Below are 26,987 nucleotides of genomic sequence, written 5' to 3' on the forward strand. Positions count from 1 at the left end.
GCAGAACTCGGTAGCCAATCCCGACGAGTTCACCAGGTGGCCGACCAGGGCCGGTCGGCCCAACGGCGAGGACCGACAGCACCTGCCTCTGTGGTCCCGCCGGTCGGACGCTGGAGCTGTATCCACCCGTAGACCGACGGAGGAGACCGGCGTCATGGTCCGTTACGTGTACGACTTCGCGGAGGGCGGCCGTGACCAGGCCGGCCTGCTCGGCGGCAAGGGCGCGAACCTGGCCGAGATGACCCGGCTCGGCCTGCCCGTCCCGCCGGGTTTCACCGTCACCACCGAGGCCTGCCGGGCCTTCCTCACCACCGGCACCGAGCCCGACGGGCTGGCCCACGAGATCACCGAGCGTCTGACGGCCCTGGAACGGGTCGCCGGACGCCGGCTGGGCCAGTCCGACGACCCGCTGCTGCTGTCCGTCCGGTCCGGGGCACGGTTCTCGATGCCCGGCATGATGGAGACGATCCTCGACATCGGGCTCAACGACGACTCCGTCCTCGGCCTCGCGAAGGTCTCCGGGAACGAGCGCTTCGCCTGGGACTCCTACCGGCGCCTTGTGCAGATGTTCGGCAGCACGGTCATGGGCGTCGACAGCGCCCTGTTCGAGAACGCCATCGCCGACCTCAAGCGGGCCCGGGGTGCGGCCGACGACCTGGGCCTGACCGCGTCGGACCTGTCCGGGCTGGTCGAGACGTACAAGGAACTGATCCACCGGGAGACCGGCAAGGTCTTCCCGCAGTCCCCGGACGAGCAGTTGCGCCGGGCGGTCCTCGCCGTCTTCGAGTCCTGGAACGGCGAGCGCGCCCGGGTCTACCGTCACCGCGAGCACATCGCCGACGACCTCGGCACCGCCGTCAACGTGCAGACCATGGTGTTCGGCAACCTCGGCGCCACAGTGACATCCACAAGCAGCGGCAGCGGCGTCGCCTTCACCCGGGACCCGGCCACCGGGCAGCCCGGCCCGTACGGCGACTACCTGGCCAACGCGCAGGGCGAGGATGTCGTCGCCGGTATCCGCAACACCGTCCCGCTGACCGCCCTGGAAGAGCTGGACCCGACGTCCTACGAGCAACTGCGCGGCCACCTGCGGACGTTGGAGACCCACTACCGCGACCTGTGCGACATCGAGTTCACCATCGAGCGCGGCCGGCTGTGGATGCTGCAGACCCGCGTGGGCAAGCGCACCGCCGAGGCCGCGTTCGCCATCGCCGCCGAACTGGTCGACGAGGGCCTGATCACCGCCGACGAGGGCCTGGCCCGGGTCGACGGGGACGGCCTCGCGCGGCTGATGTTCCCCCGGTTCGACACCTCGGCCGTCGGCGAGGCGCTCGCGCACGGCCTGCCGGCCTCGCCGGGTGCGGCCGTGGGTGCCGCGGTGTTCGACTCAGCCGAGGCGGTCCGCCGGGCCGCCGCGGGCGAGAAAGTCGTTCTCGTACGGCAGGAGACCACCCCCGACGACCTGCCCGGCATGATCGCCGCCCAGGCCGTCCTGACCAGCCGCGGCGGCAAGACCAGCCACGCGGCAGTCGTCGCGCGCGGCATGGGCACGGTGTGCGTGTGCGGCGCCGAGGAGATCACCGTGGACACCGGGGCGCGACGCTTCACCGTGGGCGACACCGTCGTCGAGGAGGGCACCGTCGTCTCGGTCGACGGTTCCGAGGGCGCCGTGTATCTGGGTGCCGCTCCGCTGATGGACTCCGCCGCGATGCGGTACTTCGAGACGGGCGAGCGGTCGGCCGGGCTGGTCGAGGCCGTGGCCCGCGCCATGGACCGGGCCGACGGTGTACGGCGGCTGGAGGTGCGGGCGAACGCCGACACCCCCGAGGACGCCGCCCGGGCCCGACGGTTCGGGGCACAGGGCGTCGGACTCTGCCGTACCGAGCACATGTTCCTCGGCGAGCGCCGCAAGCTGGTCGAGGCGATGATCCTGGCCCGCGACGAGTCCGAGCGGGAGGCCGCGCTGAACGCCCTGCTGCCGCTCCAGCGGCGGGACTTCATCGGAATCCTGGAGGCGATGGACGGTCTGCCGGTCACCATCCGGCTCATCGACCCGCCCCTGCACGAGTTCCTGCCCGACCGGACCGACCTCGCCGTGCGCATCGCCACCGCCGAGGCCCGGGGCATCGCACCCGAGCCGCACGACACCGAGCTGCTCGACGCCGTGAACCGCATGCACGAGGAGAACCCCATGCTCGGTCTGCGCGGGGTCCGACTGGGCCTGGTCGTGCCGGGCCTGGTCGCCATGCAGGTGCGGGCGATCGCCGAGGCGGTCGTGGCCCGGACCCGGGCCGGGGGCTCCCCCGAGGCGGAGATCATGGTGCCGCTGGTCGGCGCGGTCGAGGAACTGCGCATCGAACGCGAAGAGGTGGAACGCGTCCTGGCCGAGGTCTCCGAGGAGTCCGGCGTCCCCGTGCACTGCCCGGTCGGCACGATGATCGAGCTGCCCCGGGCCGCGCTCACGGCCGGCCGGATCGCCGAGGAGGCCGAGTTCTTCTCCTTCGGCACCAACGACCTGACCCAGACGACCTGGGGCTTCTCCCGCGACGACGTCGAGGCCGCGTTCTTCTCCACCTATCTCGACAAGGGCATCTTCGCCGCCTCGCCCTTCGAGACGCTCGACCGCGCGGGTGTGGGCCGACTGGTCCGGATCGCGGTCGACGAAGGCCGTGCCGCTCGGCCCGACCTGAAGATCGGCGTCTGCGGTGAGCACGGCGGCGATCCGGACTCGGTCCACTTCTTCCACACGGCGGGACTCGACTACGTCTCCTGCTCGCCGTTCCGCGTCCCGGTCGCCCGCCTGGAGGCAGGACGGGCCGCCCTCCCGGAAACGGGGTCGAGCGACAGCAGGTGACGAGGGCCGGGCTCCATGAGCAGAGGCCGGTCACGGACGACTGTGGGCCCGTGCGCTGAGGTGACGGCGGGTCCTGCGATGACGATGGGGAACTCGCCGCCCGCGACCAGGGTGCCGCCCGCCGTGCGGCCCGGTAACGCAGTGCCTGCGGGATGCTCGCCGGAGACGAAGCGGGAGATGTGGCGGCCGTGGCGGACCGGACGAGCAGCACCAGTGCTGCGGCGCCGAGTGCGACGGCTGGTGCTCGGGGCACAGGGCGTCGACCAACGCGGCCGTCCTCCCCGTGGAACTGCCAGAAGGTGATGGGCTGTCGGTTGCGTTCGGCGATGCCGAGGACGACGACGTTCGCGGAGGCGCCGCCTGGTTCGTTCTCGGATGAATGCACGCGCAACCGCGCGGGCTCCGATGGAGTTCAGTCGGCCAGATACCCGCAGCAGCGCCGATCAGGTGGAGTTGAGACGTCGTCCGCTTTCCGACCGCGTACCGTCCGGCGCCCTGGTCGGTCCTTGCAGGGGCCGAGAGGACCACACCGCGGAGCCGTCCGGCTCCGGTCGGAGAAGCGTCGTGGGGGCCGATCCTCCTCGGGTGATGGGTCCTTCGGCCCCTTTCGGGCCGCTGCCCGGAAACGGCGCAGAAACCGGTGCCGCCGCCTGCTACACAGAAGACCGCCGCCCAACACGACGCGGCCCCTTTCCCTCTCGTTCGCCTTCTTCCGGAGGTCTCCATGCTGTCCGCGGAATCCGCCGTCCTCGTCCGTGCCACCCTGCCCGCCGTGGCCGGAGCGCTCGACGAGATCACCACCCGGTTCTACCGCACGATGTTCCAGGACCGGCCGGACCTGCTCGACGGCATGTTCAACCGCGGCAACCAGGCCAGCGGCGCCCAACGCCAGGCTCTGGCCGGGTCGATCGCCGCCTTCGCCACCGCGCTGCTCGCCGAACCGGACACCCGACCGGACGCTCTGCTGGCCCGGATCGCTCACAAGCACGCCGCCGTCGGGGTCACCCAGGATCAGTACACGATCGTGCACAAGTACCTGTTCGGTGCGATAGCCGAGGTCCTCGGGGACGCTGTCACCCCGGAAGTGGCCACCGCCTGGGACGAGGTCTACTGGCTGATGGCCGGTGCCCTGATCAGCCAGGAGGCCCGCCTCTACCAGGACGCGGGCGTCCGGCCCGGCGAGATCTGGCGGCCCTGGACGGTCGTGGAACGCCGCACCGAGACCCCCGACACCGTCTCCTTCCTGCTCCGCCCCGCGGACGGCGCACCGGCACCACGGGCGCGCGCCGGCCAGTACGTGAGCGTCCGCGTGCGCATGCCCGACGGGGTTCGCCAACTCCGCCAGTACAGCCTGTCCTCGGACCCGGGCGGTGACCTGCGGCGGATCACCGTGAAGCGGGTCACGGGCGAGGCCTCCGCGCCCGACGGCGAGGTGTCCGCCCTGCTGCAGGATCGCGTCCGCGAAGGGGACGAGTTGACGCTGTCCGCGCCGTTCGGTGATGTCTTCCTCGACGAACCGGCCGATGCCACCACCCCGGTGGTACTGGTCTCGGCCGGCATCGGCTGTACCCCCATGACGGGCATCCTGGCCCACCTGGCCGCCGTCGGCTCCGCCCGCCCCGTACTGGTCCTGCACGCCGACCGCTCCCCCGGCGATCACGCCCTGCGCTCCGAGACACATGACCTGGTCGGTCAACTTCCTTCCGCTCAGGCCCATTTCTGGTACGAGCACCCGGGCGCGGAGGAACCCGGCGCCCGCACAGGCCTGATAGACCTGGGGGACATCGAACTCCCCGCCGACGCCACGGTGTTCCTGTGCGGACCGCTCCCCTTCATGCGAGCGGTCCGCGGGCAACTGCTCGACGCCGGGGTGCCCGCACGCCGCATCCGCTACGAGGTCTTCGGCCCCGACCTGTGGCTCCCCGGCACCACGGCCTGAACCGCTCCGAATGTTCGACATCCCGAAGCAGCGCGATGGAGGAATCCCCATGGCCACCGACCACACCCAAGCCGTACCCGCCGTGCGGCTGCGTTCCGACGGCCCTGTGGGCCAGGACACGCTGGCATACGCCCGTACGAAGATCGATGTCGTCGTGAGCAGGCCCGGACTGCCCGCTGTCACGGGCGAGGTGCGCATCGTCCGGGCAGGCGCCCACCATGCCGGCCACCCGTGGCTGGCCACAGCCGACCTGCACGTCGGCGGTCGCCAAGTGACCGCCACGGCCGAGGAGGCCACGGGTACGGAGGTCGTCGACCGGCTCCAGGACCGGCTGCGCGGTCAGATCGACAAGACCGCTCTCCCGCGGGGCGACGGCCGCCGGACCACGGCCCCGCCGTGGCGCGGTGGAAGCCCGGAGTCCCGTCGCGGAGTCGGCCCCGACAGCGCGGCGTAGGGCGACCGCACTGTGTGAGTCCGAGTTGAACACGGGCCCGGTCGGCGACAGTTCGCCGACCGGGCCCTCGTCTGCGGTGTGTCGACATCAGTGACTCGCGCTACCGGGGCCGTCCGGGCCCCCGAGGTGACCAACGGCCCACAGACGGGGTCCCCCGCGGCAGGAAACCGTGGGGTGTGCGGTTCCCGATCGACCGGCGAGAACGAGGAGTTGTGTGATGGCGAAGGCATATCTGGTGGGCAGCGGAATCGCGGCGCTGGCCGCGGCCACGTTCCTGATCCGGGACGGCGGCTTCAGGGGATCCGACATCCACCTCTTCGAGGAGCAGCGCACGGTCGGCGGAAGCCTGGACGCGGGCGGCACACCGGACATCGGCTACACCATGCGGGGCGGGCGGATGTTCGAGGCCGAGTTCCGCTGCACGTACGACCTGCTGTCCGGCATCCCCACCCTCGACGACCCCGCCGTCTCGGTGACTGAGGAAACCCTCGCCGGACACGAGGACTTCGCCTGGGACGACATCGCGCGACTCGTCGACGGGGACGGCAGGATCGTGGACACGACCTCGATGGGCTTCTCCGAGCGCGACCGGCTGGAGCTGATCCGCTGCCTGGCCACCCCTGAGGGGCATCTGGACGCCAAGCGGATCACCGACTGCTTCGGCGAGCACTTCTTCACCACGAGCTTCTGGTTCATGTGGTGCACCACGTTCGCCTTCCAGCCCTGGCACAGCGCGATCGAGTTCCGCCGGTACCTGAGGCGCTTCGTCCACCTCTTCCCCGAGTTCGCGTCGATGTCGGGCATCCACCGGACCCGCTACAACCAATACGACTCCATCGTCCGGCCGTTGACGGCCTGGCTGCGCGAGCAGGGCGTCACCTTGCACACCGGCTGCCGGGTCACCGACCTCGGGTTCACCCCGGGCATCCGCAGCAACACGGTCGAGACCCTCTACCTGAGCCGGCACGGACAGGACGAGAAGATCACCGTCACGCCCGAGGACCTGGTCCTCGTCACCAACGGCTCCATGACCGATGCCTCCAGCCTCGGCTCCCACACCTCCGCGCCGCCACCGGCTCCACAGCGCTCGGACGCCTGGCTGCTGTGGCACCGACTGGCCCGTGGACGGGACGACTTCGGCGACCCGGCGGTCTTCGACAAGCACGTCAAGGAGTCCCGCTGGGAGTCGTTCACCGTCACGTCGAAGGACCCCGCCTTCCTGAACGCTCTGGAGGAGTTCAGCGGCCGTCCGTCCGGCAAGGGCGGCCTGATGACCTTCACCGACTCCAACTGGCTGCTCACCATCGTCGCCAACCGTCAGCCCGTCTACCGCGACCAGCCGGAGGACGTCGGCGTCTGGTGGGGCTACGGCCTCTTCCCCGACCGTACCGGCAACCAGACGCCCAAGCCGATGACGATGTGCTCCGGGCGCGAGATCCTCCAAGAGGTGCTGCACCACCTCCCGTTCGACGAGCGGACGGCGGCACGGGTCCTGGCGACCTCCACCGTCGTGCCCTGTGTGATGCCGTACATCACCAGCCAGTTCCTGGCCCGACGCCGCGACGACCGGCCGAAGGTCGTCCCGGAGGGCTCGGTCAACCTCGCCTTCATCGGACAGTTCGCGGAGGTGCCCGACGACGTCGTCTTCACCGTCGAGTACTCCGTGCGCACGGCCTGGGCGGCGGTGGCACAGCTCCTGAAGCTGGAGAAGCAACCGCCGGAGGTCTACAAGGGCCACCACGATCCGCATGTGCTGGCGGCCGCGCTGGAGACCATGCACCGCCGATAGCCGGGCCTGAGACATGAGGGACCCCCGGCCCCATGGCCGGGGCCCATCGGCACCTGTGGGAACACCGTCGCCCATGCGACAGTAAGGACAGGAGCGGCACCGATCCCCCGCGGTGTCGCTCCGTTCACGTGGTCAGGGAGCGAAGCGCACACCGTACTCGCTGTGGCCTCCGACAAGTCCGCGCCCGGTGACCAGCTCCGGTTCGATGCGTACGAAGACCTCTTGCGGTGCCGGCACCCAGGAACGCGGCCCGGTGCGCAGCAGGCGTGCGTGCTCGGTGGGGTCGGTCACCCGGGTGGCCGCGCCGGTGACGACGACGCTCCAGCCGGAGTGGGCGGCGGCGTTCACCTCGTCGGCTTCGAAGGCGACCACCGCCCCGTCGACCGCGTTCGCCAGGTCCGAGAGGGCCGAGGTCCGCAGCAGCACCGCGCCGTCGCCGTCCAGGCCGAAGTTGACCGGCAGGACGGCGGGCAACGCCCGTCGCGTGTACACGATGCGTCCCACGGGCACCGTGGCCAGCAGGCGCATGCATTCCTGCCGGTCCAGTTCGCGGAAACCGTCGTTGGCGTCCATCTGTCTTCTCGTCTCTCGCCTGAAGCCGCCCTGTGCCGGAACCGCCGGCCGGGGACCATCACCGGCCGGCGTGGAAGAACCGGGGTCAGACCGCGATCCGGCGTCCTGTGACCGCGGACGGCTCGATGCGCATCCACAGGTCCCGTCGGCCGCCCGTCCACGGTGTGCTGTGGGACTGGTCCGCGATGCGCAGCCGCTCGCCGAGATCCGTCACCAGGCGTGCGTGCCCGCGCACCAGCACGCTCCAGCCCTGGCTGAACACGTCGTCGATGCGGTCGACCTCGAAGGCCACCCGGCAGCCGTCGGCCTGCGACGGGGTCGTGCCGCGTGCGGTCCGGAAGACGATCGTGCCGTCGACCACGCTGTAGTTGACCGGCACGATGATCGGCCCCTGGTCCGTGGACAGCGCGAGCCGTCCCACCCCGTGCGTCGACAGCAGATCACCGCACTCGGTCCTGCTGAGTTCGGTGAACTCGGGGGCAGGCGCGGCCTGTCCGGTACCGGGCGGCAGATCGACGTCGCCACCGGTGAGCGCCGAGACCGTGGTCTCCAGCACACCGGCCAGCTTGAGCAGCGCACCGCGGGTCGGTGCGGAGCCGGCATGCTCTTCCAGGTACTGCAGATAGCTGGTGGCCATGCCGGCCCGTGCGGCCGTCCGTCCCTGGGACAGCCCGAGTTCGATGCGGCGGGCGGCGAGTCGGCGGCCCAGGTCGCCCGCGGGCGGGCCCTCCGCCACCATCGCCTCTGTCTGTTCGGTCATGGCCCGTCATGTCCTCTCGTCAGGCCGCCCGGACGGCGACGTCGTCGTGCGGCTTCTCGCCGAGCACGACCTTGAGCGCGCCGGTGTCGGCGGCCCGGGCGAAGACGTCGTACGCCTCCGCCATGTGGTCCAGCGGGAAGGTGTGGGTGACCAGCTGCGCGGTGGGCAGCCGGCCGGCCGCCGCCATGCGCAGCAGGGTGGGTGTCGAGTAGGTGTCCACCAGACCCGTGGTGATGGTCACGTTCTTGATCCACAGGTCTTCCAGGTGCAGCGTGGCGGGCCTGCCGTGGACACCGACGTTGGCCACGTGGCCGCCGGGCCGCACCGTGCGTGTGCACAGTTCGAAGCTCTCCGGCACACCGACGGCCTCGATGACCACGTCCGCGCCGAGCCCGTCGGTGAGATCGGCGATCAGTTGCTCGGGAGCCTCGTCGGCGGCGACCACCGCGTCGGCACCGAACCGCCGTGCCGCCTCCAGCCGGGATGCGGCCAGATCTACGGCGACGATCCGCTCGGGTGCGAAGAGTCGCGCCGTGGCGATCGCGGCTAGGCCGATGGGCCCGGCTCCGACGACGGCGACGGTGTCGCCAGGGCGTACGCGCCCGTTGAGCACACCCACCTCGTACGCGGTGGGGAAGATGTCGGCCAGCAGGACGGCGTCCTTGCTCGCCACCGTGCTGGGCAGCGCGTGCACGGACAGGTCGGCATAGGGGACGCGGACGTACTCGGCCTGGGTGCCGTCGATCGTGTGGCCGAGGATCCAGCCTCCGCCGCCGCGGCACTGGCCGTAGGCGCTCTCCCGGCAGTAGCGGCAGCGCCCGCAGGCGCTGATGCAGGAGACGAGCACCCGGTCGCCGGGGCGCACGGTCCGCACGTCACTGCCGACCTCGACGATCTCGCCGACCGCCTCGTGCCCCAGGACTGTGCCGGGGCGCACCTCGGGCACGTCGCCCTTGAGAATGTGCAGGTCCGTGCCGCAGATCGTCACGGCCATCACGCGTACGACGGCGTCGGTGGGATCTTTGACGGCGGGGTCCGGAACCTCCTCCCAGGCGGACTGCCCGGGGCCGTGGAAGACGTAGCCCTTCATGACGCTCCTCACCTTCGTCCGGTCGCATACGGAGATCGCCCTACGCATCCAGCTTGTCCGGCGGTCGTCAGCTTGGCTTGGGCCGTCCGGCCCTCGTCGCCCGCCGGACGGACCCTTCGTGCCGAGCCGGCGGTGAGACAGGCGTTCGGGACCTGTCGGACCTGCCGAACAGGGACCGAACGGCCCTTCCGGGCACCTGTCGGCCCCGCTTTCCTCTCCTCATGGCCGATAACCACACGAGGTCCACGCCGTACCACGCCACGCACCGCGTGGTCGGTGACGCGACCGTCGTGACCCTGCGGGGCGAGATCGACGTCCTGGCGGCACCACCGCTCTCGACCCGCCTGGACAGGCTGACCGCCGGTCCACGACCCGATCTGGTGCTCGATCTGCGTCCGGTGTCCTTCATCGACTGCGCCGGGCTGAGTGTGCTGTGCCGGGCACACAACCGCGCACGGGCCCGCCAGGGCCGGGTGCGGCTGGTCACCGACAGTGCCCTCTTCGTGCGCGTCCTGCGCTGCACGGGGCTGACCGGCGTCCTCGACATCCATGCCCGGTGGCCCGATGACCTGCCTGGTCTGCCCGCTTCCGCGTGAGCCGGCCGTTTCGGCGCGGCCTGCCACGCTCAGGACCGGCGCGCACCCGGAACGTCACGCGTCGCCTCTTGGGCTGAACGGCCCTGCCCGACCCCGGACTTGGTCCCGAGCGGCCCCTCGACGGCACCTGGTCGGCCCAAGTCGCGACCACGTCGTGGCTGTCACCTTCAGAAGTGTCACCGACGACGAGGAGGTGCGGGCCGATGCCCAGGAACGGGTACCCGAGGAGACTGCTGTGGCGGTGGCGGAACAATTCGCTGCGGCGACACCATGACGTCGTCGAGGCGTGGGTCATGCTGACCGCGTGGGCGGTCGTCGCCGTGGGTGGCACCGTCGCCGGTCTGGTCACAGCCCATGCCGCCGACGAGACCTTCGCACGGCAGCGAACGGAACGGCACACCGTGCGGGCGGTGATCCTGAACGACGTCCCGCGCGGCACCGGTGCGCTCGGTGCGTCCGATCGCCGGGCGGCGTCGGTTCGCTGGACGACACCCGGCGGTTCGACCCGCACGGGCCAGACCCTCGTGAACACCGGCCTCAAGGCCGGCGCCGAGGTCACGGTCTGGCAGGACGCCGAGGGCCACCTCACCATCGCGCCGATCGGCGCCAAGGAGGCGGCCGTCGAGTCGGCCTTCCTGGGTGCCGTGGCCGGGATCTCTCTCGCCGGTCTGGTGTTCGGTGCCGAGGCGGTCGCCCGGTGGCGGCTCGACTGCCGACGATTGGAGGAGTGGGACCAGGAGTGGGATCTGGTGGGACCGCGATGGGGTCACAAGACCGGCTGAACACGTCAGGGACCGGGGGTCCGAGCCGAACTGTCGAGGCACCTGTCCGCCGTACCGGAAAGGCGAACGACGATGGAACGAACGGCACTTGTCACCACCGACCCGTCGGCACACGACCTGCGTGACACCTCACACGAGCCCGTGCCCCGCTCGGGCAGAATCGTCCTCGGACTGGATGCCCGCCGTCCCTCCGACGCCGCGATCGCCTTCGCCTTCGTCAGTGCGCGGACACGCGGCGCGCTGCTGCACGTCGTGCACGCCTGGTCGCTCCCTCCGTCTGCCGCCGAGTGGCCTTTCGGCGTGCCGGAGACGGACCGTGCGACCTGGGAGGACCAGGAGGTGCAGTTCCTGGCCGACGCTCTGCGTCCGTGGCGAGAGAGGTACCCGGAGGTCCCGGTGCTCGAAGACGTGCTGCTCCTCCCTCCGCCCCAAGCCCTGCTGCACCACTCCGGAAACGCCGCGCTGATCGTGGTGGGCGAGGAGCCCGGTACGGAGTGCGGCGAAGTCGTACGGACCCTTCTGCGCAAGGCCCCGTGCCCCGTCACGGTGGTGCCGACGCCGACCGCATCGGCCTGAACGAGCCCGGCTTCCTACGGCTCCGCCAGCGCACCGGCGACCCGCTCCGCCCACGCCTCGATCGCGTCGAAGTCACGGAAGTCGCCGCCTTTGCCGGAGCGGAGGATCATGCCGGCGATCCGTCCCTCGGCTCCTGCTTCCAGGCATCCCCCGAAGGTGACGTGCTCCCGGACGTGCAGCCGGGCCATGGCCCGGCGCACGCCCCGCACGGGCGGGAGGTCCCGCTCGGCGGCGGAGGAGTCGAGCGGGCCGCTGCTGAAGAACCACACAGACCGCTTGGCGAGTGCGGCGCGGTGCCGGCGTACGAACCGCCGTGCGTCCTTGTGCCAACGCCCGCCGTACAGACCGCCACCGACCACCACCGCGCGGTACGGCGCGACGGTCATCACGCACCGGGCCGGAAGCGACTCGACGGTCAGGCCGTCCTTGCGCAGGGTGTCGGCGACGGCCTCGGCGATCCGCGCCGTCGATCCGTTCGTCGTGCCAAAGGTGACCAACACGAGGCCGGTCATGGCGATCCGCCTCCCTTCACATACGGCGCAGCCAGTCGTCGGCCACGCCGTGCAGGGCCTGTTCCTCGACGCGCAGGCGGGCGTCGTCGAGGCGGTAGGTGAGTTCGTCGACCACGTCGACCACACCGTCGAGCCGACGGGTCATGGACCGGGCGATCTCCGTCTCGCTCTTGCGTTCCATGTGACCGGTGAGCGTGACGACGCCCTCCGTCACGGAGACGTCGACGTTGTTCGGCGCCAGCCACAGTGTGCGCACCAGGACTTCCTTCATCACCTCGTCTCGGATCTCCTCGTCGGACCGCAGGAAGACCTGGAGGATGTCGCGACGGGTGACGATGCCGACGAGGCGGTCCTCCTCGTCGAGGACGGGGAGCCGTTCCACGTGCCGCTGGGCCATGACGCGGGCGGCCCGGACGATGGTGTCGTCGGCGTGCACGGTGACGGGCGGCGCGGTCATCAGGTCGCCGGCCGTGCGGGCCCTGCCCTTCGCGGCCTGCCTGCGGGCGCCCGGCGTCAGCACGGCGAGCCCGCTGCCGTGCTTGATCTCGTACGGCTCGGGCGTGGTCGCCTGATGCATCATCAGGTCCGTCTCGGACAGGACGCCGACCACCTTGTCGTCCTCGTCGACCACCGGCAGTCCACTGATGCGGTGGGTCGCGAGCAGGTGGGCCACTTCCTTGAACGGTGTGCCGATCTCGGCGCGGACGACGTCCGTGGTCATCACGGAGCCGACCTTGTTGTACCTCATGACTGTTCCCTTCCCGGTTCAGTCGTCCGCGACCAGGGCCGTGAGGTCCAGGAGGCGGTTGGTGTAGCCCCATTCGTTGTCGTACCAGCCGAAGACCTTGGCCAGCGTGCCGTTGGCCTGGGTCAGGGCCGGGTCGAAGACGCAGGACGACGGGTCGCCGATCACGTCGCGGGAGACGATCGGGGCCTTGGAGACGCGCAGGATGCCGTTCAGCGGGCCCTGCGCGGCGGCGTCGAACGCGGCGTTGATGTCGTCCGCGCTCGCCTCCCGGGTGAGCACGACGGCGAGGTCGGTGAGCGAGCCGTCCTCCACCGGGACCCGGACCGCGATCCCGTCCAGGGCGCCGGCCAGCTCCGGCAGCACCAGGCCCACGGCACGGGCGGCCCCGGTGCTGGTGGGGATGATGCTGAGGGCGGCGGAGCGGGCCCGGCGCAGGTCCTTGTGGGGGCCGTCCAGCAGGGACTGGTCGTTGGTGTAGCCGTGGATGGTGGTCATCACGCCGCGCTCGATGCCGAAGGCGTCGTCGAGCACCTTCACCATCGGGGCGACGCAGTTGGTGGTGCAGGAGGCGGCGGAGACGATCCGGTCGCGGTGCCGGTCGTAGGAGGTGTCGTTGACGCCCATCACGATCGTGGCGTCGACGTTCTTGCCGGGCGCGGACAGCAGCACGGTGTGGGCGCCGCCCTTCAGGTGCAGGGCGGCGGAGTCGCGGTCGCGGAAGCGGCCGGTGGACTCGACGACGATGCCCGCGCCGTAGTCCGACCAGTGCAGCGCGGCCGGGTCACGTTCGGCGCTGACGGCGATGCGTCGCCCGTCGACCGTGATGGAGCTGTCGTCGTGCTGGACGTCGCGTCCGATGCGGCCGAACGTCGAGTCGTACTCCAGCAGATGGGCCAGGGTGGCGGGTGAGGTGATGTCGTTGATCGCGACCACCTCGACGTCCTGGGTGCCCGCTTCGGCGCGGTCCAGGGCGGCGCGCAGATAGGTGCGGCCGATACGGCCGAAGCCGTTGATGCCGACGCGTACGGTCATGGTGGTGAACTCCTTTCGGGAGCAAGGGTGTTCAGGCGTTCCAGGTCCAGTCGGCGACCTCGGGGAGGTCGGTGCCGTGTTCCCGGATCCAGGCCTGGTGGCGAGTGCGGGCGTCGGCCATCTGCTGGCGTACGGCGGCGGCGCGCACGGCGAGGCCGGGGACGCGGTCGATGACGTCCATGACCAGGCGGTAGCGGTCGAGGTCGTTGCGGACGACCATGTCGAACGGCGTGGTCGTGGTGCCGGACTCCTTGTAGCCGCGCACATGCAGGTTCTTGTGGCCGGTGCGGCGGTAGGCGAGGCGGTGGATCAGCCAGGGGTAGCCGTGGTAGGCGAAGATCACCGGCTTGTCCTGGGTGAAGAGGCCGTCGTACTCGAAGTCGCTCATGCCGTGCGGGTGTTCCTCGCGCGGCAGCAGGCGGGTCATGTCGACGACGTTGACCACCCGGACGGCGAGGTCCGGGAGGTGGCGGCGCAGCAGTTGCGCGGCGGCCAGGATCTCCAGGGTGGGGACGTCGCCGGCGCAGGCCAGGACCACGTCGGGTTCGCCGCCGTTCTCGGTGCCCGCCCACTCCCAGATCCCGGCGCCGCGCGCGCAGTGGGCGCGGGCCTGGTCCATGGACAGCCAGTCGAAGCAGGGCTGCTTGCCGGCGACGACCACGTTGACGTAGTCACGGCTGCGCAGCACGTGATCCGCCACGGAGAGAAGGGTGTTGGCGTCCGGCGGGAGGTAGACCCGTACGACCTCGGGGCTCTTGTTGAGGACGTGGTCGACGAAGCCGGGGTCCTGGTGGGAGAAGCCGTTGTGGTCCTGGCGCCAGACGTGCGAGGTCAGCAGGTAGTTGAGGGAGGCGATGGGCGCCCGCCACGGCAACTCCCGTGATGTCTTCAGCCACTTGATGTGCTGGTTGACCATGGAGTCGACGATGTGAACGAACGCCTCATAGCAGGAGAACAGTCCGTGCCGGCCGGTGAGCAGGTATCCCTCCAGCCAGCCCTGGCAGGTGTGTTCGGAGAGGATCTCCAGCACCCGGCCGTGGTGTTCGAGGTGTTCGTCCACCGGGAGGTGCTGTGCCTGCCAGGCCTTGCCGCTCACGTCGAAGACGGCCTGGAGACGGTTGGAGGCGGTCTCGTCGGGGCCGACCAGCCGGAAGTCGCGGCTGTGGCCGGTGTCCTTCATGACCCGGGCGAGGAGGTCGCCGAGGACTCGGGTGGGTTCGTGGAGGGTCGTGCCGGGCTTGTCGACGGGGACCGAGAAGTCGTCGAGCGGGGGGATGGGCAGGTCGCGGACGAGGAGGCCGCCGTTGGCGTACGGGGAGGAGCCGAGCCGCTTGACTCCTTCGGGGACGCAGGCGAGCACATCGGCGACCGGGCGTCCGTCCGGGCCGAAGAGCTCGTCGGGCCGGTAGGAGCGCAGCCAGGCCTCCAACTGCCGTAGATGCTCCGGGTTTTCGCGTACGGCGGCCAGCGGGACCTGGTGGGCGCGCCAGGTGCCCTCGACGGGGACGCCGTCGACCTCGGCGGGGCCGGTCCAGCCCTTGGGTGTGCGCAGGACGATCATCGGCCAGTGCACGCGCTCGGTGACGCCGTCCTCGCGGGCGCTCTGCTGCATCGCGGCGATGCGGTCCAGCGCGTCGTCCATCGCCGCGGCCATGGCCCGGTGGACCTGGAGCGGGTCGTCGCCGGTCACGTGGATCGGCTCGTGGCCGTATCCCCGCAGCAGCTCGTCGAGTTCGGACTCCGGGAGGCGGGAGAGCACGGTCGGGTTGGCGATCTTGTAGCCGTTGAGGTGCAGGATCGGCAGGACCGCGCCGTCGTGTGCGGCGTCGAGGAACTTGTTGGAGTGCCAGGAGGCGGCCAGCGGTCCGGTCTCGGCCTCGCCGTCGCCGATCACACAGGCGACCAGCAGGTCCGGGTTGTCGAAGGCCGCACCGTAGGCATGGGAGAGCGAGTAGCCGAGTTCGCCGCCCTCGTGGATGGAGCCGGGGGTCTCCGGGGCCACGTGGCTGGGCACGCCGCCGGGGAAGGAGAACTGGCGGAAGAGCCGCGCCATGCCCTGCCCGTCGCGCGGCACGTCCGGGTAGGTCTCGCTGTAGCTGCCCTCCAGCCAGGAGTTGGCCAGCACCGAGGGGCCGCCGTGTCCCGGCCCCCACACGCACAGCGCGTCCAGGCCGCGGGCCTTGATCACCCGGTTGAGGTGGGTGTACACGAGGTTGAGTCCGGGCGAGGTGCCCCAGTGGCCGAGCAGCCGGGGCTTGATGTGCTCGGGCTTCAGGGGCTCGGTGAGCAGCGGGTTGGACATCAGGTAGATCTGGCCGGCCGCGAGGTAGTTGGCGGCGCGCCAGTGCGCGTCCAGGGTGCGCAGTTCGTCGTCGGAGAGTACGGACAGTGCGTTGGTGTCCTGATGTTCGACCGTGGACATGGCGGGGTCTCCGGGAGTCGTGGGCGTGTTGCCGGCGTGAGCGAATGCTGGTCAGGGCCGTTCGGGGACTACCGCGACCGGGCAGGCGGCGTGGTGCAGCAACCCATGGGCGACGCGCCCCAGTTGGAGTCCGAGGTGGTCCGGGTTGCGGCGGGCACCGACCACCAGTAGGTCGGCCTCGTGCGAGGCTGCCAGGAGCACCTGGCGGACCGGGCCCTCCACCGTGCGCCGGCGCAGTTCGACGTCCGGCGGTGCGTCCTTCAGCGTGTCCGCCAACACCTCGACGGCGTGCTGTTCGTGCAGCCGTGCGGGTTCGCCGGCCATCAGCGGATGATCGGTGGTCTCGTAGGCCGGGCACCGCCAGGCGCGTACGGTGTCCAGGGTCGCGTGGCGGAGCTTCGCCTCCTGGACGGCGAACCGCAGGGCGGCGGAGTCCGTGCCGTGCTCGCCGATGCCCAGGACGACACGGCCGTGTCGTCCGGCACCGGCCTGGTTGTCGTGGCTGCCGCGGAGCACGATCACCGGGCAGGCCGCGTGGGCGGCCACGGTCAGGCCGACCGAGCCGAGCAGCATCTCGACGAAGCCGCTGCGGCCCCGGGTGCCGAGCACCATCACGGCGGCCTCACGGCTCTCCCGCACCAGCGCGTACTCGGGTTCCTCGGGCAGCACGTCGGTGGAGACCTTGACGCCGGCCTGGCGCAGGTGTGCGCGTTCCGCGGCGACCCGGACGATGTCCTCGGCCATGATCTGCTCGGACGGCTCGTCCAGGTCCCGGGTCAGTGAGACACCCTCGTAGCGCTCCCAGAGCGAGGCGTAGACCAGCCGGAGCGGGGCCCCGCGCAGGGCGGCCTCGTCGGCCGCCCAGTCGACGGCCCGCATGCTCGGTTCGGAGCCGTCCACGCCGACGACGATCGGGAGGTCCATCGTCGTCACCGCCCCGCGCCCAGGTCGAAGACGATCCGGGCCTTGACCTCGCCGCGCAGGACTTCGTCGATGGACTCGTTGACGGAGTCGAGCGGACGGGTCTCGGAGATGACCCGGGTGCGGCCGGCCGCGTGCAGTTGGAACACCTCGGCGAGGTCCTGCCGGGTGCCGACGATCGAGCCGATCACGCTGGTGCCGTTCAGGACGGTGTCGAAGATCGGGACGCGGACCGTGCCGTGCGCGGGCAGCGCGACCATGACCAGCTTGCCGCCGCGCCGCAGACCGGAGTTGACCGCCTCGAAGGCGGCGTCGTTGACGGCGAGGGCGATCGCGGCGTGCGCGCCGCCGTGCCGCTTGAGGACCTCGCCGACGTCGTCCTTGCGGGCGTCGATGACGAGGTCGGCGCCGAGTTCGGCGGCGAGTTCGAGCTTCTCGTCGGTGACGTCGATCGCGGCCACCGTGGCGCCGGCGATCTTCGCGTACTGCACGGCCAGGTGGCCGAGCCCGCCGACGCCCGAGATCGCGACGAGCTGGGTGGGCTTCACCTCGGCGACCTTCAGCGCCTTGTACGTGGTCACCCCCGCGCAGGTCAGCGGGGCGGCGTCGACGGCGGTGATGCCCTCGGGCACCGGCTCCGCGAAGTCCGCCCAGGCGAGCATCTTCTCGGCGTAGCCGCCGTCGCAGCCGTAGCCGGTGTTGATCTGCCGCTCGCAGAGGGTCTCCCAGCCGGAGAGGCAGTGCTCGCAGCGCCCGCAGGCCTTGCCGAGCCAGGGCACGGCGACCCGCTGTCCGAGGGAGAGGTGGGTGACGCCCTCGCCGAGCGCCTCCACCAGGCCGACGCCCTCGTGTCCGGGGACGAAGGGCGGGTTCGGCTTGACCGGCCAGTCGCCGTGCGCCGCGTGGATGTCGGTGTGGCACAGCCCGGAGGCCTCCACCCGGACGCGGACCTGGCCGGGGCCGGGCTCGGGGTCGGGACGGTCCTCGATGACGAGGGGCTCACCGAATGCTCGTACGACTGCTGCCTTCATGGTCTGTTCTCCTGAAAGGTGGGTCAGCCGTGCGGGACGACGGCGACGGGGGCGGTGGAGTGGTGCAGCACGGCGTGCGTGACGGGGCCGATGTGGGTACCGAGGGGGTTGCGCCGGATGCGCCGGCCGACGACCACGAGGGAGGCGGTCCGCGCGGCGTCGACGAGGAGGACGGCGGCGCTGCCGTAGCGGGACTCCTGGGTGACCTCGACGTCCGGGTACTTCTGCCGCCAGGGGCGCAGCACCTCGGCGAGTGCCTCCTGGTCGCTCAGCGCGAGCGCTTCGCGCAGGGGCGGGTTCGCGGGCGTCCCGTAGGCGTAGTACGGCGGCGGGAACCAGCCGTGCACGACGTGCAGGGAGGTGGCGCGGAGCCTGGCGGCGTGGAACGCGAACTCGATCAGCGTGTCGTCGGGGTGGTCGACGTCCAGGCCCAGGACGACGGGCCGGAAGGGCGTCGCGGCGGCGGAGGTTCCCGCCGGGTCCGTCTCGTGCTCGTCGGCGGCCTGTTCGCCGGCCCTGACGAGGACCACGGGCCGTCCGGTGTGCGCTACGGCGCTCAGGCCGACGGAGCCGACCAGGAAACCGCCGATTCCGCCCAGGCCGCGTGAGCCGAGGACGAGCAGTTCGGAGTCCTTCGCCGCCTCGGCGAGCACGTCGCCGGGGTGGCCGGACAGTTGCTCACTGGTCACCTCGACGCCGGGGTGGCGCAGCCGCAGCCCTTCCGCCGCCTCGCGCGGGATCCTCTCGGTCCAGTGCTGCTGGGTCTCGGCTCCGACCAGCGGCGCCTGCGCCATCGGCTCGGGGACCGGCTCCCAGACGTGGACGATCTTCAGCGACAGGCCGCGCAGTTCCGCCTCTCGGGCCGCCCATTCCGCGGCGGTCCGGCTCTCCGGCGATCCGTCCAGGCCGGTCGTGATGGTGCCGAGCATGATCTCCACCTCCTGGGGTGAGGAACCTGATTCCAGCGTCGTCTTCGGGGGGTTCTCCGGGCATGGGCCACTCGTCCCTCATCGGGTCCGACCGTCCCGCGCGCGGCGGAGCGCGGTGGGCCTCGGACGGGCCCACCGCGTCGTGGTGCTCAGCGCAGCCAGCTGTGGTCGCGGACGACCGGCAGCTTCGCCCAGAGCCGGCCGAGGCCCAGGGTGTCGCCGGCGGCGACGGCCGCCAGGACGATCAGGGCGACGGCGTAGACGAGGTGGTAGTCGGCGAACGGGTTGCTGGACATGCTCAGCGAGCCGTCGGAGAGGTGCTTGGCGGGCGGCCACTCGGCGATCCACATCAGCGCCATCATCACGGTGCCCGCGACGGCGGCGAACCGCAGCGCGACCCCCGCGATCAGGGCGACACCGATGCCCAGCAGACCGAGCATGAACAGCCAGTCCGCCCAGGTGTCGCCGGCCCAGGAGTGGAAGGTGGATTCCATGGGCCCGGCGGCGACGGAGCCGAGGAAGCCCTTCGTCGGCGATCCGCCGTCGATCCAGCCCTTGCCGGAGCCGGTGGCGTAGCCGAGGCCGAAGGTCTTGTCGAGGAAGGCCCACAGGAAGACGAACCCGGTGAGCAGACGCAGGGACGCGAAGGCGTAGGCCCGCGCGGTGTGCGTGTCGATGGCTGCCGACTCGGCCGCCTCGGATGCGGAGGCGGTCCCGTTCCTGCGGAACGACGGCAGGTGGAAGCCGGAGGTCCGGTGCGGGTGCTCGTGCAGGGCCATGGTCGTGATTCCCTTCGGGGCGGTAGGGGTGTTGCTTGACATCCCTTACTTTCGTCCGGGACACCGGGCACCACCGGATGCCGAAGGTCTGTGGCCGTGGGGCTGAACGGCCCTATCCGCAAGGGCTGTTGGGACCGGCGCGGCTCGGGTGCCGGAGGGGGGCGGACCGCACGTCTCGCGTGTGGTCGCGGACCGTCGGATCATGGGAGCGGGCGTGAGAGGTGGCACATGACGCTGGGCACGAGTGGACACGACCGGGGATCGTGGCGTCGGCCGCCACCCGGGCTCGGCATCCTTCTCCGCTACCGGCGCTCATGGCTGAAGGGTGACCTGCTCGCCGGCCTGACCGTGGCCGCGTACCTCGTACCTCAGGTCATGGCATACGCGGGGGTCGCCGGACTGCCACCGGTCACGGGCCTGTGGGCGATCCTGCCGGCCCTCGGGCTGTACGCGTTGTTCGGCTCCTCGCGGCTGCTGTCGGTCGGCCCCGAGTCCACGACCGCTCTCATGACGGCCACGGTCGTCGCCCCGCTCGCGGCCGGCGGCAGCGAACGCTACGCGTCACTGGCCGCCGCGCTCGCGCTCACGGTCGGACTGCTGTGCCTGGCGGCCCGGTTGCTCCGGCTGGGCTTCCTCGCGGACCTGCTCTCCCGCCCCGTCCTGATCGGCTATCTCACGGGCGTGGCGCTCATCATGACGGTGGACCAGCTGCCCAAGCTCACCGGAGTCCGGACGACCGGCTCGGAGTTCTTCCCCCAACTGTGGTCGTTCCTCGGCCACTTGACGGACGCACACCTGCCCACGGTGGTCTTCTCCGCCGCCGTCCTCGCGTTCCTCTTCGTCCTGGCCCGTCAGGTCCCTGCCGTGCCCGGCCCACTCCTGGCCGTCGTCCTCGGCACGGCCGCCGTGGTGGTCTTCGACCTCGACGGCCGGTACGGGCTCAAGGTGATCGGCGAAGTCCCGTCGGGTCTGCCCGGCCTGGCGATCCCCGACCTCGGCGAGCTGCCACATCTCGTGCTGCCCGCGCTCGGTGTACTGCTGGTCGCCTACACCGACTTCATTCTCACCGCCCGGGCGTTCCACGAGCGGGACGACGACGGTCCAGGGCTCGACGCCAACCAGGAGTTCCTCGCCCTGGGCGCGGCCAATCTGGGCGCCGGGGTGCTGCACGGCTTCCCGGTGAGCAGCAGCGCCAGCCGTACCGCGCTGGCCTCCTCCGCGAACGCCCGCAGTCAGGCGTACTCCCTGGTGGCCGGGGCGGTGGTGCTCGCCGTACTGCTCCTGCTCAGCCCGCTGCTGACGCGTACCCCGTCGGCCGTGCTGGGCGCGCTCGTCGTCTACGCGGCGACCCGCATGATCGACCTGGCGGGCTTCCGCAAGCTGGCGTCCTTCCGCCGCCGGGAACTGTTCCTGGCCCTCGGCTGCCTCGCCGGGGTGCTCGCCCTGGACATCCTGTACGGGGTGCTCGTGGCCGTCGGCCTGTCGGTGGCCGAGCTGCTGACCCGGGTGGCCCGCCCGCACGACGCCGTCGAGGGCCTGGTCCCCGGCATGGCCGGCATGCACGACGTGGACGACTATCCGCAGGCCCGCACCATCCCCGGTCTGCTGGTCTACCGCTACGACTCGCCGCTGTTCTTCGCCAACGCGGAGGACTTCCGGCGGCGCGCCCTGGCCGCCGTCGACGAACAGACCACCCCGGTACGCTGGTTCGTCCTCAACACCGAGGCCAACGTGGAGGTGGACATCACCGCCCTCGACGCGGTCGACGACCTGCGCCGCGAACTGACCGACCGGGGCATCGAGTTCGCCCTCGCCCGGGTCAAGCAGGACCTGCTGGCGGACTTGGAGGCGTACGGTCTCGCGGACGCGGTCGGCAGGGACCGGATCTTCCCGACGCTCCCGACGACGGTGGCGGCGTACCGGACCTGGCTCGAGGGTCAGTAGGCCGCGACGCCGTGCGCCCGGAAGCGTGCGCGGACGTTCTCGGTCAGGGCGGGGGCGGGGACCGGGTTGTCGCGCAGCGGGAAGGGGATGCCGAGAGCGTCGTACTTCGCGGCGCCGAGCTTGTGGAACGGCAGGACGTCGACGCGCTCGGCCGTGGCGAGGCCCGCGACGAAGTGGGCCAGGGCGTCGACTCGCCGTGGGTCGTCGGTCCAGCCGGGGACCAGGACGTACCGGATCCACATCGGGACGCCGAGGCGGTTGAGGCGGGTGGCGAAGTCGAGGGTGGGGGTGAGTTCGCCGCCGGTCAGCTTCCGGTAGGCGGCCTGGTCGAAGGACTTGATGTCCAGCAGGACCAGGTCCGTGTGGGAGAGGAGTTCGTCGGTGGCCCGTACGCCGAGGAAGCCGGAGGTGTCCAGGGCGGTGTGGAGTCCGGCCGCCTTGCAGCGGCGCAGCACCTCGCCGGTGAAGGCGGACTGGAGCAGGGGTTCTCCGCCGGTGAGGGTCACTCCCCCGCCTGCCGTGGTGATGAAGGACCGGTACTTCTCGATCTCCGCCATCACCTCGTCGACCGTCGTCTCCTTGCCGTCGCGCATGTGCCAGGTGTCGGGGTTGGCGCAGTACAGACAGCGCAGCGGGCAGCCGCTGAGGAAGAGGACGAACCGGGTCCCGGGACCGTCCACGCCGGTGGACAGGTCCCAGGAGTGGATCCGGCCGCTGCTCATGGCCCTCACAACGATCCGTGGAAGGTGCGGCTGATCACGTCGAGTTGCTGCTCGCGGGTCAGGCGGACGAAGTTGACGGCGTATCCGGAGACGCGGATGGTGAGGTCCGGGTACTTCTCCGGGTGCTCCATCGCGTCCTGAAGGGTGGCGCGGTCGAGCACGTTGACGTTCATGTGGAAGCCGCCGGACGCCATGTAGGCGTCGAGGATGCCCACCAGGTTGCCGGCCCGCTCCTCCGGCCAGTGTCCGAGGCCTTCCGGGGTGATGGTCGTGGTCAGCGAGATGCCGTCGCGGGCCTCCTCGTAGGGCAGTTTGGCGACCGACAGGGCGGAGGCGGCGACTCCGTGCCGGTCACGGCCGTTCATCGGGTTGGCGCCGGGGGCGAAGGGCTGTCCGGCGCGGCGTCCGTCGGGGGTGTTGCCGGTGTGCTTGCCGTAGACGACGTTCGAGGTGATGGTCAGCACCGACTGGGTGTGTTCGGCGTCGCGGTAGGTGGGGTACTGCCGCACCTTGGCCATGAAGGACTCGACCAGGCCCACGGCGATGCTGTCGGCTCGGTCGTCGTTGTTGCCGTAGGCGGGGAAGTCGCCCTCGGTGCGGAAGTCGACGGCGAGGCCGCCGGCGTCCCGGAACACCTTCACCCGGGCGTACTTGACGGCGGAGAGGCTGTCGGCGGCGACCGACAGGCCGGCGATGCCGCAGGCCATGAAGCGGTGCACGGGGTAGTCGTGCAGGGCCATCTCGATGCGCTCGTAGGCGTACTTGTCGTGCATGTAGTGGATGACGTTGAGCGCGTTGACGTAGGTCCGGGCCAGCCAGTCCAGGACGTGGTCGTACGCGGCCGACAGTTCGTCGTAGTCGAGGTACTCGCCGGTCAACGGGGGTGTATCGGGGGCGACTTGTTCGCCGGTCATCTCGTCCTTGCCGCCGTTGACCGCGTACAGGAGCGCCTTGGCGAGGTTGACCCGGGCGCCGAAGAACTGCATCTCCCTGCCCACCGCCATCGCGGAGACGCAGCAGGCGATCGCGGTGTCGTCGCCGGTGCGCGGGCGCAGCAGGTCGTCGGACTCGTACTGGACGGCACTGGTGTCGATCGACACCTGGGCGCAGAACTCCTTGAATCCGGTGGGCAGTCGGGGCGACCACAGCACGGTGAGGTTGGGTTCCGGGGCGGGACCGAGGTTGTAGAGGGTCTGCAGGAAGCGGAACGAGGTACGGGTGACCAGCGGGCGGCCGTCGATGCCGATGCCGCCGATGGACTCCGTCACCCAGGTCGGGTCGCCGGAGAACAGGGCGTCGTACTCGGGGGTACGCAGGAACCGTACGATGCGCAGCTTGATCACGAAGTCGTCGATGAGTTCCTGGGCGCCGGTCTCGTCCAACACGCCCTCGTCCAGGTCGCGTTGGAGGTAGACGTCGAGGAAGGTGGAGGTGCGGCCCAGCGACATCGCGGCGCCGTTCTGCTCCTTCACCGCGGCGAGATAGCCGAGGTAGAGCCACTGGACGGCCTCGTGGGCGGTGGCGGCGGGGCGGGAGACGTCGCAGCCGTAGGTTGCGGCCATCCGGGTCAGCTCGCCCAACGCCCTTGTCTGTTCGGCGAGTTCCTCCCGGTCCCGGATGATCTCGGCGACGGACGCGCAGCCGTCGAGCATGGCCCGCTCGGCCTTCTTGGCCTCGATCAGCCGGTCCGTGCCGTACAGCGCCACACGCCGGTAGTCGCCGATGATCCGGCCGCGGCCGTAGGCGTCGGGCAGTCCGGTGATGACGCCGGCCTTGCGGGCGGCGCGCATCTCGGGTGTGTAGGCGTCGAAGACACCGTCGTTGTGGGTCTTGCGGTAGGTCCCGAAGACCTTGGTGACGAACGGGTCGGGCTCGTAGCCGTAGGCCCTGAGGCCGTTCTCCACCATGCGCAGACCGCCGTTGGGCATGATCGCGCGCTTCAGCGGGGCGTCGGTCTGAAGGCCGACGATCAACTCCCGTTCGCGGTCGATGTAGCCGGGGGCGTGCGAGGTGATCGTGGCGGGCGTGGCGGTGTCGACGTCCAGGATGCCTCGGCTCCGCTCCTCCGGGAACAGGGCGCTGACCTTCTCCCAGACGGCTCGGGTGCGGTCGGTGGGTCCGCTGAGGAACGTGGCGTCGCCCTCGTACGGGGAGAGGTTGGCCTGGATGAAGTCGCGCACGTCGACGCGCTCGCGCCAGGTGGTCCCGGCGAAACCTCGCCAGGCCTCGGAGACCCGGTCGCCAGCTGTCACGGTGGTGGTCATCGCCGTTCCCCTCCAGTGTTCACGCGTGTGCTGTGCTTCGATGCTTGTCGTTCGTGAGCCGTCGCGGGGAGTGCCGGGCAGTGCCCGCGGGCGGGCCCGTCCGGCCCTCCGGGGCGGGGCCGGACGGCCTATGCGCTCCCCTGCGCCGGTCCTTCAACCGGCCGTGAGGTCCGGGCGGATCAGCGTGCCCGACCTGCCGTGGACGATCTCGTAGGCCGCGTCCAGTGCCCCGATGGCGGCGAGTCCTCCAGTCCGTTCGACGAACCGGGCGGCGGCCTCCGCCTTGGGTCCCATGGAGCCCTCCGGGAAGCCGACGCGGCGCAGTTCGGCCGGGGTGGCGTCGAGGAGGGGCCGCTGCGTGGGGAGCCCGTAGTCCTCGTACACGCACGGGACGTCGGTGAGGACGAGCAGGAAGTCGGCCTTGATCTCCTCGGCGAGGAGGGCGGCGGTGAGGTCCTTGTCCACGACCGCCTCGACGCCGGTGAGCGCCCCGGTGTCCTGGTCGGCGACGACGGGGATGCCTCCGCCACCCGCGCAGATCACCAGCGTGCCGCCGTTGAGGAGCTCGTGGACCGTCTCCGTCTCGACGATGCTCGCCGGCCTCGGGGAGGGCACGGCACGGCGCCAGCCCTTGCCGTCACGCACCATGGTCCAGCCGCGGTTACGGGCGAGGGACTTGGCGATGTCCTCGCCGTAGACCTGGCCGACGCACTTGGCGGGCCGCTCGAAGGCCGGATCGTCGGCGCGTACGAAGGTGTGGGTGACCAGGGCGGCGATACGGCGGCCGGGCAGGGCGTTGTGGAAGTCGCGGGCGAGCAGGGCGCCGATCATGCCCTGGGTCTCGGCGCCGAGCATGTGCAGCGGATAGGGCCTGCTCAACTGCGGGTCGGCGGCGCTCTCCATGGCGAGGAGGCCGATCTGGGGACCGTTGCCGTGGGTGATGACCAGTTCGTGGTCGTGGGCGAGGCCGGCGAGGGCGGTGACGACCCGGTCGACGTTGGCCTGCTGGACGGCGGCGTCGGGACGGTCGCCCCGGCGCAGCAGGGCGTTGCCTCCGAGGGCGACGACGATACGCATGGCTTCGGTCCTCCAGGGTGGCGGCGAGTACGGCCTTGTGGTGTCGATGCATCACCGATGGTTCTGTGCCGTGCCAGGTCACGGGCAGTGGCCGAACGGCCCGCAGGGGTCCCGAAGGTCCCGCCGTACCGTCGGCGTCGGCGTCGGCTTCGGCTTCGGCTTCGGCTTCGGCTTCGGCTTCGGCTGTTCGCGGACGTCTCTCAGACGTGGGGAACGACCGCCACGGGGCAGCCGACATGGTGGATCGCGGCGTGGGTGACGGGACCGGTGCGCGGTCCTGCCGGACGTTCGGTCATGTGGCGACCGACGACGAGCAGGCTCGCTCCGGAGGCGGCGCGGACCAGTACGGACTCGGGCCGGCCCTCGGTGACGGTCTCCAGGACCTCGACCCCGGGGTACTTGTCGCGCCACACCTCCAGGACGGCGGTCAGGAAACCGAGCCACTCCTCGGCCCGCTCCGGGTCGTTCAACAGGCCGATCTCGCCCGGTCCGAGCCCGATGCGGGAAGGCCGCTGCCAGGCGTGCACGACCTTGAGACGGGCCCCGCGCCGCAGAGCCTCCGCGAAGGCGAACTCGATCACCTCGTCGCAGGGGTTGGCGAGGTCGATGCCGAGTACGACCTCCCGGTATCCGGTGAGGAGGGACGCGCCCCCGCGGACGTCGGGAAGATGCTCGTCGGCAGCCTCCTCACCGGCCCGGACGAGGACGACCGGCCGCTCGGCGCGCGCCACGACACCGAGGGCGACGGAGCCGACCAGGAACCCGGTGAACCCGCTCAGCCCGCGTGAGCCGAGTACCAGCAGATCGGCCTGCGCAGCCGACTTCAGCAGGGCGGCGGTCGCCGGCCCCTCGACCTGCTCGTCGTCCAGGCTCACATCGAGGCCGGTGCGCTGGATGCGGGTCTCGGCCGCGCGGAGGGAGCGCCGGGCCAGATAACGCTGAGCCGCGGTGGCCTGTTCACCGGCTCCCTCGCGGGGATGCCAGTTCCAGGCATGCACGAGACGCAACGGCCGGTCCCTGCGTACCGCCTCGCGCGCGGCCCTCCCCCACTGCCTAAAGGGCGTGGGAGGTGCCCCCAGGCGGCGGCAAGGCTCTCTTCGGATCCGTCGACTCCGACGATGACGGGCGGAAACATGGCGGGCACCTCCTGTGCTCGGACTGCTGTCGGTGCCAGCGTCTTCCCTGGGCCCGTC

22 protein-coding genes and 1 pseudogene are annotated in these 26,987 nt (G+C 71.0%); 8 read left to right on the plus strand and 15 right to left on the minus strand.

Annotated elements, in window-relative coordinates; all coding sequences use genetic code 11:
- Positions 1 to 154: 154 nt before the first annotated feature.
- The 4 genes from ppdK (at position 155) to AB0M63_RS18035 (ending at position 7,036) form a co-directional block, all read left to right on the plus strand.
- On the plus strand, positions 155 to 2,854 hold the full coding sequence (gene ppdK, locus AB0M63_RS18020; protein WP_366020048.1) for a pyruvate, phosphate dikinase: 2,700 nt from the start codon (positions 155 to 157) through the stop codon (positions 2,852 to 2,854).
- Between the two features lie 724 nt (positions 2,855 to 3,578).
- Positions 3,579 to 4,793: a globin domain-containing protein gene (locus AB0M63_RS18025; protein ID WP_366020049.1), complete on the plus strand. Its 1,215-nt coding sequence runs from the start codon at positions 3,579 to 3,581 to the stop codon at positions 4,791 to 4,793.
- 49 nt (positions 4,794 to 4,842) lie between these two features.
- A complete protein-coding gene (locus tag AB0M63_RS18030; RefSeq protein ID WP_366020050.1) occupies positions 4,843 to 5,247 on the plus strand; it encodes a hypothetical protein in 405 nt (134 codons plus the stop codon).
- A 169-nt stretch (positions 5,248 to 5,416) separates the two neighbouring features.
- Entirely contained in the window at positions 5,417 to 7,036 is a 1,620-nt protein-coding gene (locus AB0M63_RS18035; RefSeq protein WP_366020051.1) for an oleate hydratase, read from the plus strand.
- Between the two features lie 132 nt (positions 7,037 to 7,168).
- On the opposite strand, the gene AB0M63_RS18040 is transcribed toward AB0M63_RS18035, so the two are convergent.
- The 3 genes from AB0M63_RS18040 to AB0M63_RS18050 form a co-directional block, all read right to left on the minus strand.
- Positions 7,169 to 7,609 carry a pyridoxamine 5'-phosphate oxidase family protein gene (locus tag AB0M63_RS18040; RefSeq protein WP_355901638.1) on the minus strand — a complete coding sequence of 147 codons (441 nt, stop codon included), beginning with the start codon at positions 7,607 to 7,609 and terminating at the stop codon, positions 7,169 to 7,171.
- Positions 7,610 to 7,694: 85 nt separating this feature from the next.
- The gene (locus AB0M63_RS18045) at positions 7,695 to 8,369 is read right to left on the minus strand and encodes a pyridoxamine 5'-phosphate oxidase family protein (protein ID WP_366020052.1); all 675 of its coding nucleotides are present in this window, start codon (positions 8,367 to 8,369) and stop codon (positions 7,695 to 7,697) included.
- A gap of 19 nt (positions 8,370 to 8,388) precedes the next feature.
- Positions 8,389 to 9,459: a zinc-dependent alcohol dehydrogenase family protein gene (locus tag AB0M63_RS18050; RefSeq protein WP_366020053.1), complete on the minus strand. Its 1,071-nt coding sequence runs from the start codon at positions 9,457 to 9,459 to the stop codon at positions 8,389 to 8,391.
- A gap of 221 nt (positions 9,460 to 9,680) precedes the next feature.
- Between AB0M63_RS18050 and AB0M63_RS18055 the strand changes: the two genes are divergently transcribed.
- The 3 genes from AB0M63_RS18055 (at position 9,681) to AB0M63_RS18065 (ending at position 11,413) form a co-directional block, all read left to right on the plus strand.
- Positions 9,681 to 10,055, plus strand: coding sequence for an STAS domain-containing protein (locus tag AB0M63_RS18055; RefSeq protein WP_366020054.1), 375 nt, complete (start codon positions 9,681 to 9,683; stop codon positions 10,053 to 10,055).
- A gap of 203 nt (positions 10,056 to 10,258) precedes the next feature.
- On the plus strand, positions 10,259 to 10,837 hold the full coding sequence (locus AB0M63_RS18060) for a hypothetical protein (protein ID WP_366020055.1): 579 nt from the start codon (positions 10,259 to 10,261) through the stop codon (positions 10,835 to 10,837).
- Positions 10,838 to 10,909: 72 nt separating this feature from the next.
- Positions 10,910 to 11,413, plus strand: a complete 504-nt coding sequence (locus tag AB0M63_RS18065) for a universal stress protein (RefSeq protein ID WP_355901643.1) — start codon at positions 10,910 to 10,912, stop codon at positions 11,411 to 11,413.
- Positions 11,414 to 11,427: 14 nt separating this feature from the next.
- Here the strand turns inward: AB0M63_RS18065 and AB0M63_RS18070 are convergent, their stop codons facing one another.
- From AB0M63_RS18070 to AB0M63_RS18105, 8 genes are all read right to left on the minus strand, one after another.
- Positions 11,428 to 11,925: a flavodoxin domain-containing protein gene (locus tag AB0M63_RS18070; protein ID WP_366020056.1), complete on the minus strand. Its 498-nt coding sequence runs from the start codon at positions 11,923 to 11,925 to the stop codon at positions 11,428 to 11,430.
- A gap of 16 nt (positions 11,926 to 11,941) precedes the next feature.
- Positions 11,942 to 12,673 carry a CBS domain-containing protein gene (locus AB0M63_RS18075; RefSeq protein WP_366020057.1) on the minus strand — a complete coding sequence of 244 codons (732 nt, stop codon included), beginning with the start codon at positions 12,671 to 12,673 and terminating at the stop codon, positions 11,942 to 11,944.
- 18 nt (positions 12,674 to 12,691) lie between these two features.
- Positions 12,692 to 13,705, minus strand: coding sequence for a type I glyceraldehyde-3-phosphate dehydrogenase (gene gap / locus AB0M63_RS18080; protein ID WP_366020058.1), 1,014 nt, complete (start codon positions 13,703 to 13,705; stop codon positions 12,692 to 12,694).
- Between the two features lie 31 nt (positions 13,706 to 13,736).
- On the minus strand, positions 13,737 to 16,127 hold the full coding sequence (locus tag AB0M63_RS18085; protein ID WP_366020059.1) for a phosphoketolase family protein: 2,391 nt from the start codon (positions 16,125 to 16,127) through the stop codon (positions 13,737 to 13,739).
- Positions 16,128 to 16,178: 51 nt separating this feature from the next.
- Positions 16,179 to 17,051, minus strand: a complete 873-nt coding sequence (locus tag AB0M63_RS18090) for a universal stress protein (protein WP_366020060.1) — start codon at positions 17,049 to 17,051, stop codon at positions 16,179 to 16,181.
- Positions 17,052 to 17,056: 5 nt separating this feature from the next.
- Positions 17,057 to 18,079 carry an alcohol dehydrogenase AdhP gene (gene adhP / locus AB0M63_RS18095; protein WP_366020061.1) on the minus strand — a complete coding sequence of 341 codons (1,023 nt, stop codon included), beginning with the start codon at positions 18,077 to 18,079 and terminating at the stop codon, positions 17,057 to 17,059.
- Positions 18,080 to 18,102: 23 nt separating this feature from the next.
- Positions 18,103 to 19,008: a universal stress protein gene (locus tag AB0M63_RS18100; protein ID WP_355901650.1), complete on the minus strand. Its 906-nt coding sequence runs from the start codon at positions 19,006 to 19,008 to the stop codon at positions 18,103 to 18,105.
- Positions 19,009 to 19,157: 149 nt separating this feature from the next.
- Positions 19,158 to 19,787, minus strand: a complete 630-nt coding sequence (locus tag AB0M63_RS18105) for a hypothetical protein (RefSeq protein WP_355901651.1) — start codon at positions 19,785 to 19,787, stop codon at positions 19,158 to 19,160.
- A 228-nt stretch (positions 19,788 to 20,015) separates the two neighbouring features.
- Here AB0M63_RS18105 and sulP point away from each other — a divergent pair, with 228 nt between their 5' ends.
- Positions 20,016 to 21,731 carry a sulfate permease gene (gene sulP, locus AB0M63_RS18110; protein ID WP_366020062.1) on the plus strand — a complete coding sequence of 572 codons (1,716 nt, stop codon included), beginning with the start codon at positions 20,016 to 20,018 and terminating at the stop codon, positions 21,729 to 21,731.
- Here the strand turns inward: sulP and pflA are convergent.
- The 4 genes and pseudogenes from pflA to AB0M63_RS18130 form a co-directional block, all read right to left on the minus strand.
- Positions 21,725 to 22,453 carry a pyruvate formate-lyase-activating protein gene (pflA, locus tag AB0M63_RS18115; RefSeq protein WP_355901653.1) on the minus strand — a complete coding sequence of 243 codons (729 nt, stop codon included), beginning with the start codon at positions 22,451 to 22,453 and terminating at the stop codon, positions 21,725 to 21,727. The two genes, sulP and pflA, sit on opposite strands and share 7 nt — an antisense overlap.
- Positions 22,454 to 22,458: 5 nt before the next feature.
- Positions 22,459 to 24,717, minus strand: a complete 2,259-nt coding sequence (gene pflB / locus AB0M63_RS18120) for a formate C-acetyltransferase (RefSeq protein WP_366020063.1) — start codon at positions 24,715 to 24,717, stop codon at positions 22,459 to 22,461.
- A gap of 153 nt (positions 24,718 to 24,870) precedes the next feature.
- Positions 24,871 to 25,794 carry a carbamate kinase gene (locus AB0M63_RS18125; RefSeq protein WP_366020064.1) on the minus strand — a complete coding sequence of 308 codons (924 nt, stop codon included), beginning with the start codon at positions 25,792 to 25,794 and terminating at the stop codon, positions 24,871 to 24,873.
- Between the two features lie 200 nt (positions 25,795 to 25,994).
- Positions 25,995 to 26,929 (minus strand): annotated as a pseudogene (locus AB0M63_RS18130) (universal stress protein).
- Between the last annotated feature and the right edge of the window lie 58 nt (positions 26,930 to 26,987).

It is taken from the genome of Streptomyces sp. NPDC051576 (assembly GCF_040681835.1).
In the GTDB taxonomy this organism is placed as follows: domain Bacteria; phylum Actinomycetota; class Actinomycetes; order Streptomycetales; family Streptomycetaceae; genus Streptomyces.

Coding starts and splice junctions, on each gene's coding strand:
- AB0M63_RS18060 (WP_366020055.1), top strand. CDS start 10,259: ATGCCCAGGAACGGGTACCCGAGGAGACTGCTGTGGCGGTGGCGGAAC.
- AB0M63_RS18100 (WP_355901650.1), bottom strand. CDS start 19,008: ATGCTCGGCACCATCACGACCGGCCTGGACGGATCGCCGGAGAGCCGG.
- sulP (WP_366020062.1), top strand. CDS start 20,016: ATGACGCTGGGCACGAGTGGACACGACCGGGGATCGTGGCGTCGGCCG.
- adhP (WP_366020061.1), bottom strand. CDS start 18,079: ATGAAGGCAGCAGTCGTACGAGCATTCGGTGAGCCCCTCGTCATCGAG.
- AB0M63_RS18040 (WP_355901638.1), bottom strand. CDS start 7,609: ATGGACGCCAACGACGGTTTCCGCGAACTGGACCGGCAGGAATGCATG.
- pflA (WP_355901653.1), bottom strand. CDS start 22,453: ATGAGCAGCGGCCGGATCCACTCCTGGGACCTGTCCACCGGCGTGGAC.
- AB0M63_RS18075 (WP_366020057.1), bottom strand. CDS start 12,673: ATGAGGTACAACAAGGTCGGCTCCGTGATGACCACGGACGTCGTCCGC.
- pflB (WP_366020063.1), bottom strand. CDS start 24,717: ATGACCACCACCGTGACAGCTGGCGACCGGGTCTCCGAGGCCTGGCGA.
- AB0M63_RS18030 (WP_366020050.1), top strand. CDS start 4,843: ATGGCCACCGACCACACCCAAGCCGTACCCGCCGTGCGGCTGCGTTCC.
- AB0M63_RS18065 (WP_355901643.1), top strand. CDS start 10,910: ATGGAACGAACGGCACTTGTCACCACCGACCCGTCGGCACACGACCTG.
- AB0M63_RS18025 (WP_366020049.1), top strand. CDS start 3,579: ATGCTGTCCGCGGAATCCGCCGTCCTCGTCCGTGCCACCCTGCCCGCC.
- AB0M63_RS18050 (WP_366020053.1), bottom strand. CDS start 9,459: ATGAAGGGCTACGTCTTCCACGGCCCCGGGCAGTCCGCCTGGGAGGAG.
- AB0M63_RS18090 (WP_366020060.1), bottom strand. CDS start 17,051: ATGGACCTCCCGATCGTCGTCGGCGTGGACGGCTCCGAACCGAGCATG.
- AB0M63_RS18085 (WP_366020059.1), bottom strand. CDS start 16,127: ATGTCCACGGTCGAACATCAGGACACCAACGCACTGTCCGTACTCTCC.
- AB0M63_RS18105 (WP_355901651.1), bottom strand. CDS start 19,787: ATGGCCCTGCACGAGCACCCGCACCGGACCTCCGGCTTCCACCTGCCG.
- gap (WP_366020058.1), bottom strand. CDS start 13,705: ATGACCGTACGCGTCGGCATCAACGGCTTCGGCCGTATCGGCCGCACC.
- AB0M63_RS18045 (WP_366020052.1), bottom strand. CDS start 8,369: ATGACCGAACAGACAGAGGCGATGGTGGCGGAGGGCCCGCCCGCGGGC.
- AB0M63_RS18070 (WP_366020056.1), bottom strand. CDS start 11,925: ATGACCGGCCTCGTGTTGGTCACCTTTGGCACGACGAACGGATCGACG.
- AB0M63_RS18055 (WP_366020054.1), top strand. CDS start 9,681: ATGGCCGATAACCACACGAGGTCCACGCCGTACCACGCCACGCACCGC.
- ppdK (WP_366020048.1), top strand. CDS start 155: ATGGTCCGTTACGTGTACGACTTCGCGGAGGGCGGCCGTGACCAGGCC.
- AB0M63_RS18125 (WP_366020064.1), bottom strand. CDS start 25,794: ATGCGTATCGTCGTCGCCCTCGGAGGCAACGCCCTGCTGCGCCGGGGC.